The sequence below is a fragment of the uncultured Sphingomonas sp. genome, from assembly GCF_964250165.1.
In the GTDB taxonomy this organism is placed as follows: domain Bacteria; phylum Pseudomonadota; class Alphaproteobacteria; order Sphingomonadales; family Sphingomonadaceae; genus Sphingomonas.
Window position 1 is genome coordinate 1 of the sequence record NZ_CAXUEK010000085.1, and the last position, 10,598, is coordinate 10,598.

Consider the following 10,598-nt stretch of genomic DNA (forward strand, 5'->3'; position numbering starts at 1 on the left):
CCTCCAGCCGCTCGGTGACATAGGTCGCATAGCCGACCTTGCCGAGCTCGCCGTCACTGACGATGGTGATGCCGTTCGCCGCCTGCTGCGCGACCGCCTCGGCGATCTCGCCCGATACCAGCGTCTCGAACGCCTCGTCATCGATCGCGCGGCCGTGATCGCGGGCGATCAGCAGCTCGGCCAGCGCGGGGCTGCGCGGCAGGCTGCCGACATGGGTCGTGTCGATCTGCGTCATGGCGGGGGTCCGTCGTTCAGGGGAAATAGATGGTCTTGGTTTCCTGATAGGTCTTCAGGCCCTCGATCCCGCCTTCCCGGCCGATGCCCGATTGCTTGAACCCGCCGAACGGCATCTCGATGTCGACCGCCATCGAATTGATCGCGAGGCTGCCGCTGCGCAGCTCGCGCGCCACCCTGTAGCCATGCTCCGGGTCGGCGGTGTAGATCGCGCCGTGCAGGCCATAATCGCTGGCATTGGCCTTGGCGATCATGTCCGCCTCGTCGTCATAATCGATGAACGACACCACGGGGCCGAAGATCTCCTCGCGCGCGATCGTCATGCCGGGCTCGACATCGACGAACACGGTCGGCTCGATGAAGAAACCGCGGTTGAGGTCGGCCGGGCGACCGCCGCCCTGCACGATCCGCGCGCCTTCGGCCTTGCCCTTGCCGATATAGCCCTCGACGCGGTCGCGCTGGCGTTCGAGCGTCAGCGGCCCCATGCCGGTGCCGTCGGCGAACGGATCGCCGAGCTTGATGCCCCTGACCGCCGAAACATAGGCGTCGACGAACTCCTCGCGCCGCGCGCGCGGGGTCAGCACGCGGGTCAGCGAGAAGCAGACCTGCCCGGTGATCGGCATCGAATAGGGCACCAGGCTCGGCAGCACCGCCTCCACCTTGGCGTCGTCGCAGATCACCGCGGCGGATTTGCCGCCCAGTTCCAGGCTGAAGCGCGCCAGCCGATCGGCGCAGGCATGCGCGATCGCCTTGCCCGCGCCGGTCGATCCGGTGAAGCTGACCTTGTCGATGCCGGGATGGCGGACCAGATAATCGCCGGTCTCGCGGCCCGCGGGGAGCATGTTGAACACGCCGGGCGGCAGGCCCGCCGCGGCGATGCACTCGGCGAGGATATGCGCGTCGATCGGCGTCTCGGGCGAGGGCTTGGCGACGATCGTGCAGCCCGCCGCGAGACCGGCGGCGACCTTGTAGCACAACAGCACCAGCGGCGCGTTCCACGGCGTGATCGCGGCGACCACCCCGGCGGGCTCCTGCACTACGCGCGCGAGCCCGCCCGACGAGCGGCGCCGGTCATCGACGAAGGGATAGCTGTCGCACAGGTCGGCATAGAAGTTGAACAGATCGGGCGACTGCCCCGACGCCATCTTCGTGAAGCCCAGCACCGCGCCGACCTGCCCGGTCCACGCCTCGGCCAGCTCGGGCAGGCGCGCTCTCAGCTGGTCGGCGACCTTGCGCAGCATCGCGCCGCGCTCGGGGGGCGTGAGGCGCGGCCACGGACCGGTGTCGAACGCTTCGCGGGCGGCGATCACGGCCGCATCGATATCGGCCGGCGTCGCCTCGCGGTAGCGGAGCAGCACCTCCTCGGTGTGCGGCGAGACGACGTCGAGGTGCACCTCGCCATGGCCGGTGCGCCATTCGCCCCCGACGAACAGGCCGGCCTCGCCGCGCGCCTTGATGCCCTCCAGGGTCCGGTTGAGCGCTTCCATCCTGTCCTCCGCTATTGTTCTACAAGTCGCCCGCCGGGGCCGTCAGCAGCAGCGCATCGAGCGCGACCACACCCTCGCCCTGGGGATAGACGATGACGGGATTGAGATCGATCTCGGCGATGCGCGGGTTCGCGCGGAGCAGTGCGCCGACGATGCCCACCACCCGCGCGAGGGCGGCCACGTCGAGCGGCGCCGACCCGCGAAACCCGTCGAGCAGCGCACCGCTCTTGAGCGCCCGCAGTTCGGCGGCGATCGCCTCTTCGGCCAGATCGGCGGGCAGCAGGCGGACGTCGTGGAACAGCTCGGCCATCACCCCGCCCGCGCCGACCAGCACCACCGGCCCCCAGTCGGGATCGTTGCGGCCACCGACGATCAGCTCCAGCCCGCGCGCGCCCATCGCCTCGACCAGCACGCCGTCGATCGGCACGCCGGGTGCGTGAGCGGAGACGTCGGCATGGAGCTTCGCCCAGCCCGCCGCCAGCGCGTCCGTGTCGCCCAGGTTCAGCACCACGCCGCCGACGTCGCTCTTGTGCGACAGCGCCGCCGCCTGCACCTTGATGACCACCGGCCAGCCGATCTCCGTCGCCGCCGCCTGCGCTTCGTCCAGGCTGGTGACGAACCGCCCGGCCGGAAACGCGATGCCGAGCGGGGCGAGCAGCGCCTTGCTGCGATATTCCGGGATCACCCCGCCCGCAGGCAGCGCGAGCGCCGGCGCCGACGGATCGGCGGCGGCCGGATCGGCCCGGGTCCAGGCGTTCCAGCGCGCGACCGCGCGGAAGGCGCGATCGGGCGTGGGGAGATACGGTACGCCCAGCCCGCGCAGCGCGGCGACATACTCCGCCGGCACCCCCGCACCCTCGTCGACGCCGGTGAAGATCACCGCCTTGTCCGTCCGAAGCCCGCGGATCGCATCGATGATCGGGGGAAACTTGATCCGCGCGGTGCGCTCGTCGGTCTGGATGATCGACAGGATGATCGCGCCCAGCCGATCGTCGTCGAGCAGCGCGTCGAAGGTGCGGCGGTAGAGATCGGGATCGACCAGCGCCTGCGCGGTCAGGTCGACCGGGTTCGACACGCCGACGAACTCGGGCAATGCGGCGCGCAGCTTCGGGCTGAGCGCGTCGTCGAACGGCGGCAGGTCGAGCCCGATCTCCTCCGCGACATCGAGCGCGAGCGCCTTGAACGCCCCCGATTCGCCCAGGATCGCGGTGCCCGGCGCGATCGGCCCACAGCGCACCGCGAGATCGAGCACGTCGGCGACCTCCTCCAGCGCGCGGCACAGGATCACCCCCGCCCGCTCGACCAGCACGCGCATGACGTCGTAATCGCCCGCCATCGCGCCGGTATGCGTCGCCGCGGAGTCGCGCGCGGCGGCGCTGCGGCCGGGGTGGAGCAGCACGATCGGCTTGCCCGCCCCGCGCGCGCGCCGCGCCAGCGCCTGGAAGCGCGCCGGATCGCGGAACTGTTCGACGACCAGCGCGATCGCCTGCGTGTCGGGGTCGTCGATCAGCCAGTCGACATAGTCCTCGATCCCGCTCGCCGCCTCGTTGCCGGTCGACACGAAATAGGACAGCGCCAGGTCCTTGGCGATCAGCGTCGTCGCGATCACCGCCGCCATTGCGCCTGATTGCGAGACGATCCCGATGCGCTTGCCGGTGTGGACGCGCGGCCGCGGCATGTCGACGAAGGTCAGCGGGACGTTGGCGATGAAATTGACGGTGCCGAGGCAGTTCGGTCCCTCGATCACCATGCCGGCCGCGGCCGCGATCCGGCCGATCTCGCGCTGCTCGGCGATGCCCTCCTCGCCCCCTTCCGCGAAGCCCGCCGAGAAGATGATCGCCGCGCCGACCCGCCGCGCGGCGAGCGCGCGCAGCGTCTCCAGCACCGCCGCGCGCGGAATCGCCAGCACCGCGACGTCGACGTCCGCGGGCAGGTCGCCGATCGAACGCAGACACGCCCGCCCGCCGATCTCGTCGCGGCGCGGATTGACGAGGTGGACCGCGCCGGCGAATCCCGCCTGCTCCAGGTTGACGATCAGCGAATGGCCGAGGGCGCCCGGCGTCGGCGACGCCCCGACGATCGCGACCGAGCGCGGCCGCAGCAGGCGGCCGACCGCGTCGGCGGATAGCGCTGCGCGCTTGGCCACGGCTCGCGTCAGGCCTTCTGTTTGGAGATGTCGTAGGCGCCGAGGCCGGGCTTGTAGCTCTTCTCGTCGAGGAACTGGCGCGTCCCTTCCTTCCGGCCCTCGCCGTCGAAGCTGTTGGCCGCTTCCTGCGCCCGGATCAGATAATCCTCGGCATTGTCATAGGTCATCTCGCGCACCCGGCGCAGCGCGTCCTTGGTCGCCTTCAGCGCCCACGGATTCTTGGCGAGCAGCACCTCGCACACCGCGGTCACGCGGTCCCTGAGCTGCGCGAGCGGCACGGCCTCGTTGACGAGCCCCGCCTCCGCCGCTTCCTTGCCCGACAGATTCTCGCCCATCATCGCATGGTACATCGCCTTGCGGAACGGCATCAGCTCGGTCGCGACCTTCGAGGCGCCGCCGCCCGGCAGGATGCCCCAGTTGATCTCGCTGAGCCCGAACTGCGCCTCCTCGGCCGCGAAGGCGAGGTCGCAGGCGAACAGCGGACCATAGCCGCCGCCGAAGCACCAGCCGTTGACCATCGCGATCGTCGGCTTCTGATACCAGCGCAGCCGTTCCCACCAGGCATAGGCCTGGCGCTGCGCCGCGCGCGTCGCGCCGAGCCCCTTGCCTTCGTTCTCCCGGAAATATTCCTTGAGGTCCATGCCCGCCGACCAGGCGCTGCCCTCACCCGACAGCACCAGCACGCCCACATCCGGACGGAACTCGAGCTCCTCGATCACCTCCAGCATCTGCCGGTTGAGCGTCGGATTCATGCAGTTGCGCTTGTCGGGCCGGTTGAACCGCACCCAGGCGATCCGGTCGATCACGTCGACAGCTACCGTATCGGTCATAGTCCTGATCCATCCATTCTGAGCATCTCAGCCGCCCTGCTATGCGTCCTGCGTCACGAGGCCGCGCGCCGGACGCTCCTCGGCGTCCATCATCGCCTGCAGCATGCGGCGTGCCTCCACCGCATTCCGGTCGCTGCGGATCATCAGCTCATCGGGCCGCCCACCGGCCAGCCTGAGCATCTTCTCGATCTCGACCGAGGCGAAGATGTCTTCCTCGATGACCGGCACGAGATACGGCTTGGATTCTTCCAGTCCCACCCCGTCGAGCGTCGCCATGCCGAAGAAATAATGGCAGCTGCCCGGCGTTGCGGGCGTGACGGCGTGGAAGACCCTGCCGATGCCGATCGCCTTGCCCGGGTGTTCGGGGTGATCGGCGGGAAAGCTGGTATCCGAGATGCCGGCATGGAATCCCGGCAGGTAGAAGTCCATGCCGCTGACGCGGTCGATCACGCCGTCCGCCGACAGCAGGGTGCGCACGGACGCCGGGGCTTCGGCATTGCGGATGTAGCGGCGGCTGCTGATGAACCCGGGGCGCTTGGCGGTCTCCTGCGGCGTCGTCGCGTCGGCCAGCGTGCCGATGCTCGTGCCGTGGAGGAAGGCGAGATGCGTCAGGTCGAGGAGATTGTCGTTGAGCAGCTGGTAGCGGCACGCGACCTCGTGGGTGTAGAACGGCGCCGCCACCATTCCCGGGGCGCTGTAACCGATCTCCTCAAGATCGGGGAGCAGCGCCGGATCGGCGCGATCGGGATCGCCCGGCCAGATCCACAGCCACATGCCGTGCTCGACCAGCGGATAGGCCGGGATGCGGTAGGCGCCGGGAACGAAGGTCTGCGCGGGGATGCCGGTGCAGCGCCCGTCGGGCCCGAACGAGATGCCGTGATAGCCGCACACGACGTCGTCGCCGCGCAGGCTGCTCGCGCCGAGCGGATAATGCCGATGCGGGCAGCGGCCGCCCACCGCGACCGCCGTGCCGTCCTCCTTGCGATACAGGGCGACCGGCTGGTTCACGATGATCCGGCCCAGGGGTTTCCGCGTGACGTCCTTGGCGAAGGCGGCGACGTACCAGCCGTTGCGGACCGCGAAACTCCCCTCCCTGAACGGATACATGCGATCTCCATTCCTGCGGCCGCGCGCCGACGAATGATCCACGTCGCGATCGTCGATCTTGCCGGGGCGGGGCGTCCATTCGAATCCGCGGGTGATGCGACGCTGCCGCCTCACCCCATCTAGAAGTTCCGCTTCAACGTCACCGCCCAGGTTCTCGGCATGCCGGGGCCGGCGCTGTAATAAGGGCTGTTCGCCACCACGTTCAGATAATAGTATTTGTCGAAGATGTTGCGGACCTCGAGCGAGACCTGCCATTGGCTGTCCGACATCTTGTAGGATAGCCGGCCGTTGCCGAGGAAATAGCCGTTGATGATCGTCGAGGGTTTCCCGACCGGCTCATTCACCGCAGCCGCGAACATGTGCGACTGGTAGGAGCCGTCGAACCGCGCCGTCACCGTGCCCGGCCCGATATCATAGTCGTACTGGGCCCCGATGCTCCACTTGTATTTCGGCGTGTAGGGCGTGACATCGGCGAGCGTAACCTGCGGCGCGCCATTCAGCTTCGTGTATTTGAAGTGCAGATAGCTGAACGAGCCGTCGAACAGCAGCCCGTCGACCGGGCGGATCTGTGTTTCGAGCTCGGCACCATAGACGTCTGCACTGCCGATATTGGCTGGTTCGTCGCATGGATCCGCATCGGTGTTCGGGGCCGGGCAGACCTTCAGCGCGGAGACGATGTTCTTGTACTTGTTGAAGAAGCCGGCGATGTTGACGCGGATGCGCGGATCGAGATCGGTCTTCAGGCCGACTTCGTAGGTGGTGAGCGTCTCGGGCGCGAACGCCACGACCTGGTTCTTCGGGTCGCCCGGGCCGTAATAGGGGTAGGGATTGACGCCGCCGCCCTTGTAGCCGGTCGAGATCTGCGCGTAGCCGAGCACCTGCGCGTTGAACCGGTAGTCGAGGACGGCGCGATAGTCGAACCGCGTACTCTTCGCCTCCGCCTGCGACCCGTCCAGCCCGGCGATGATGCAGCTCGGCGGCGCCGGCGGGGCGAACGGATAGCCCGCGCACGGCAGGATCGCGGAGCCGTCGGGAAGGTGGCGCCGGTTGAGGTACGTCTTGTCGTCCCAGCTATACCGGATGCCGCCGGTGAGGTTGAGCGCGCCCGTGAGGTGGGCGATACCTTGCGCGAACAACGCCTTCGAGGTCGTGTGGATCTTGTCCGGACCGTCGATGAAGTCCGTGTCGAGATAGTTCAGGTCTACCCGTGCCGTCGTCGAGCTGTGGGACTCGAAGTAGAACCCGCCGAGCGTGGTATCCAGCTTTCCGTTCAGCAGGGCTGAGTTCAGGCGGAGCTCCTGGCTGAACTGCGAATGCTTCAGGTCGAAGCTCAGCTGCTCGACGGGAATGGGGCTGTTGTCTTCGTCGTGCGTGTACCGGTTCTCGTAATGCCGAAAAGCGGTGATCGACTTGAGCTTCACGGCGGCGCTCAGGTCGACATCGATCGTGCCCTGGACGCCGAAGGAGTTCAGATGGTTGATCGGGTCGAAGGCGATCGGCTTGAACGGTGCCTGGCTGGTCGCCGGCGTGCCGTCCGTGAAGTTCGAATAGGTGACGTAGCGGCGGTCGTAGCCGGTGAGCGTGTCGCACGAATTGGGGCCGAACGCGACGAACCGGCAGTCATAGGGGATTTCGGCGCCGGTGATGGTGCTGGCGATCCGCGGAGCCGCATTGGGCACCAGCGAGTCCTTGTTCGCATAATAACCGACGCTGGCGCCGGCCTCCGACCGGTCGTTGGTGTAATCACCCGAAAGGTTGACCTCGACCGCCGAGGACGCGAGCCAGCGCAGCGCCGCACGCCCCGCCACATAGGAGACGCCGCCCAGCGTCCCGATCACCGGATTGGCGTTGGTCGCGAAGGTGGGAACCCCGGAGCCGGGATGGGTCAGCCCGTAATCGAGCCGCGTGATATAGCCGTCCTGGCTCTTCGCCGCGCCGGAGAAGCGCATGAACAGCTTGTCGGGCACGATCGTGACATTGGCGGAGCCGCGCACTTCGGTGCGGTTGAACGAGCCGTAGGTCGCCTGGACATACCCGCCGCCCGTGCCGTCGGGCTTCTTCGTGAACAGCTTGATCGCGCCGCCGATCGAGTTCTTGCCCGCCAGCGTCCCCTGCGGCCCGCGCAACACTTCGACGCGGTCGAGATCCATCAGATCGAGGAGCGAACCAGCCAGCGTCGAGTAATAGACATCGTCCACATAGATGCCCACCCCCGGCTCGAGCGCATAGGAGTTGTCCTGCTGGCCGATGCCGCGGATGAAGGCGACGACGCCCGACCCATAGGACTGCGCAGCCGGCGCCAGCGTGACGTTGGGTGCCTGGGCGGTGATCTCGTAGATGCTGGTCTGGCCCCGCGCTTCCAGCATCGCGGCGTTGACCGCCGTGATCGCCAGCGGCGTGTCCTGCAGCCGTTGCGACCGGAACTGGGCCGTCACGATGACGTCGTTGCTCTGGGAAGCCGCGGCATCCGTGACGGGCGCGGCGCTTTGAGGCGCGGACATCGGCGGCGTCGCGCCGCTCTGAGGTGCCGAAGTCGGCGGCGTCGCGGCCGCCGGCGCGCCGGCGGGTGCCTGGTCCTGAGCATACGCCGGTGTCGAAAGCATTGCCGACAGCGCGATGATCGAGGAACCGAGGCAAAATCGCGTCATGGCACAAACCCCTTTTGCGTTTTCCGCTGCCCGAGTTGTCTCGTCACAGCGGCCGTTCGCATCGTATCTTGGGTTATTGCGGGGCTCTCCGGTCGCGGCTTGCATACCAGTGACATGGACGTTTGCCGCTAGGCGACACCTCCCGCCGCTGCCTTTTCGCCGTCCCCGCGCGCCGGATGGCGGCGGCGACCGGTGCGGCGATGCGCTCAGCGCGCGGCCGAGACCGCTTCCACCGCAACCTTGTCCCGCGTCGGCAAGTGGACCTCGCGGACCGCGAGCGCGACATCGGGCACAGGATGGCCGTCCGCGCGCAACATGCGCAAGGCATAGGCGCGCTGGAACTGGCGCGAGGTATGTTCGTGCACCGGCGAGAACTGCCCGCCCGTGAAGGCCGGCGACGAGCGGCCGCGGTGGACGCTTTCGGTGATGCCGATGTCCTCCGCATTCACGCTCACGATGCGCTCCAGGAGGATGTCGCGGGCCTCCTTGAAGCGGGGCTCGGTCGCGGCTTCCTCGCCATTGACCATCACCACCACGCGCTCGCGGGTACGCCCCGGCGCCTCGGGCAGCATGATGACCGCATACCCCATCTCGATCATCACGCCGAACAGCAGGTTGGGAAACACGAAGTGCGATTCGCCGGTGGTCAGCTGTTCGGGCGTCAGATTGGGGAAGCGCGGCAGCAGATTCGCGGCCGCGTCCTCGAACTCCAGCCCGAGCAGGCCCTGGCCGACATAGGTGTCCCCGCCGAGGATCTGGTAATGATCCTCCATCGGATTGTAGCGGTTCATCGACGGATGCACCCAGGGCAGGTGGTAGCTTTCGACGAAGTTCTCGACCACCACCTTCCAATTGGCCTCGACCACGGTCCCGGCCTCGCCCGACAGGCGCAGCTGCGACAGGTCGTAGCCGCGCAGCCGTTCCACCACCGGCGCGATGAAATCGTCGAAGCGTTCCGCCGTTCCGCTCATGTTGACGAACACCAGGCCCGCCCAGTCGCGCAGGGGAATCTCGCGCAGGCCGAGCCTGGCGGGGTCGAGTTCCTCGCTCTCGTGCACGCCGGGGCCGCCGACATGCGGCATGCGCCGCAGGTCGCCCGCCAGATTGTAGGTCCACGAATGATAGGGGCAGACGATCGTCGCGCAATTGCGGCGCGGCTGCTCGGCCAGGATCGCGCCGCGATGGCTGCAATGGTTGAAGAACGCGCGCAGCACCCCTTGCCTGTCGCGCACCAGCAGCAAGTCCTCCCCGGCCGCCTTGACCGGGTAGATGCTGCTCGGCGCGCCCGCATCGTCGGTGGTGCCGACGCACATCCAGCCGCCGGCGAAGATCGCGCGCCGCTCTTCCTCGAACAATGCTTCCGACGTGAAGAACGCGCCGCCGAGATTGCGGTGGCCTTCGGCGACGGCGGTGAGTTCACGCCTTTGGTCATGCGACAGCATGGCTGTTCACTCCTGGTGCGGCAGGGATGCCTGAACGGCTTGATGAGGTTGGCCGACGGTCGCCGACACCGGGGTCAGACGATCGATGGTCAGCGTGATGATGTCGCCGGGGACGACCGGGCCGACCCCCGCGGGCGTGCCGGTATAGATCAGGTCGCCCGCCGCCAGCCGGTCGAAGCGGCTGAGATAGGCAACGATGTCGGCGCAGGGCCACATCAGGTCCGCGAGGTCCGCATCCTGACGGACGACGCCGTTGACCTTGAGCACGAGGCTGCCCGCCACCGGATGCCCGATCTCGGACGCCGGATGGATCGCGCCGAGCACCGCACCCTGGCTGAAGTTCTTGCCAAGATCCCACGGCTCGCTGCGATCGCGAAAGCCGAGCTGGATATCACGCCGCGTCATGTCGAGCCCGCAGGCATAGCCGAACACATGATCGGGTGCCTGTTCGGGCGTCACCTGGAAGGTATCGGCGCCGATCGCGATCACCAGCTCGCCCTCGTAATGATAATCCGCCGTCTCGGGCGGATAGGCGAGCGTCGTGCCGGACGGCACCAGCGTGTCCGCGAACTTCGTGAAGAAGAAGGGCGGCGCGCGATCGGCATGGCCCATCTCGACGGCATGCGCGGCGTAGTTGCGGCCGACGCAGTAGATGCGGCGCACCGCGAAGGTCTCGCCGGAGCCGGCGATCGCGGCGGTGACCG

Annotated in this window: 7 protein-coding genes and 1 pseudogene; all 8 read right to left on the reverse strand. The window is 68.0% G+C overall.

Going from position 1 to position 10,598, the window contains the following annotated elements:
• Window positions 1–235: pseudogene (locus ACFE64_RS13500) on the reverse strand (epoxyalkane--coenzyme M transferase); the annotation flags it as partial.
• Between the two features lie 16 nt (window positions 236–251).
• Window positions 252–1,721, reverse strand: a complete 1,470-nt coding sequence (locus tag ACFE64_RS13505; protein WP_375392982.1) for an aldehyde dehydrogenase — start codon at window positions 1,719–1,721, stop codon at window positions 252–254.
• A 19-nt stretch (window positions 1,722–1,740) separates the two neighbouring features.
• Window positions 1,741–3,867 carry an acetate--CoA ligase family protein gene (locus tag ACFE64_RS13510; protein ID WP_375392983.1) on the reverse strand — a complete coding sequence of 709 codons (2,127 nt, stop codon included), beginning with the start codon at window positions 3,865–3,867 and terminating at the stop codon, window positions 1,741–1,743.
• 8 nt (window positions 3,868–3,875) lie between these two features.
• The gene (locus ACFE64_RS13515) at window positions 3,876–4,697 is read right to left on the reverse strand and encodes a p-hydroxycinnamoyl CoA hydratase/lyase (protein WP_375392984.1); all 822 of its coding nucleotides are present in this window, start codon (window positions 4,695–4,697) and stop codon (window positions 3,876–3,878) included.
• A 39-nt stretch (window positions 4,698–4,736) separates the two neighbouring features.
• Window positions 4,737–5,804, reverse strand: a complete 1,068-nt coding sequence (locus ACFE64_RS13520; RefSeq protein WP_375392985.1) for a Rieske 2Fe-2S domain-containing protein — start codon at window positions 5,802–5,804, stop codon at window positions 4,737–4,739.
• A gap of 119 nt (window positions 5,805–5,923) precedes the next feature.
• On the reverse strand, window positions 5,924–8,239 hold the full coding sequence (locus ACFE64_RS13525) for a TonB-dependent receptor (RefSeq protein ID WP_375392986.1): 2,316 nt from the start codon (window positions 8,237–8,239) through the stop codon (window positions 5,924–5,926).
• Between the two features lie 419 nt (window positions 8,240–8,658).
• Entirely contained in the window at window positions 8,659–9,894 is a 1,236-nt protein-coding gene (locus ACFE64_RS13530) for an aromatic ring-hydroxylating dioxygenase subunit alpha (protein ID WP_375392987.1), read from the reverse strand.
• A gap of 6 nt (window positions 9,895–9,900) precedes the next feature.
• Window positions 9,901–10,584, reverse strand: coding sequence for a fumarylacetoacetate hydrolase family protein (locus tag ACFE64_RS13535; RefSeq protein ID WP_375392988.1), 684 nt, complete (start codon window positions 10,582–10,584; stop codon window positions 9,901–9,903).
• Window positions 10,585–10,598 lie beyond the last annotated feature (14 nt).

Coding starts and splice junctions, on each gene's coding strand:
- ACFE64_RS13505 (WP_375392982.1), bottom strand. CDS start 1,721: ATGGAAGCGCTCAACCGGACCCTGGAGGGCATCAAGGCGCGCGGCGAG.
- ACFE64_RS13515 (WP_375392984.1), bottom strand. CDS start 4,697: ATGACCGATACGGTAGCTGTCGACGTGATCGACCGGATCGCCTGGGTG.
- ACFE64_RS13520 (WP_375392985.1), bottom strand. CDS start 5,804: ATGTATCCGTTCAGGGAGGGGAGTTTCGCGGTCCGCAACGGCTGGTAC.
- ACFE64_RS13530 (WP_375392987.1), bottom strand. CDS start 9,894: ATGCTGTCGCATGACCAAAGGCGTGAACTCACCGCCGTCGCCGAAGGC.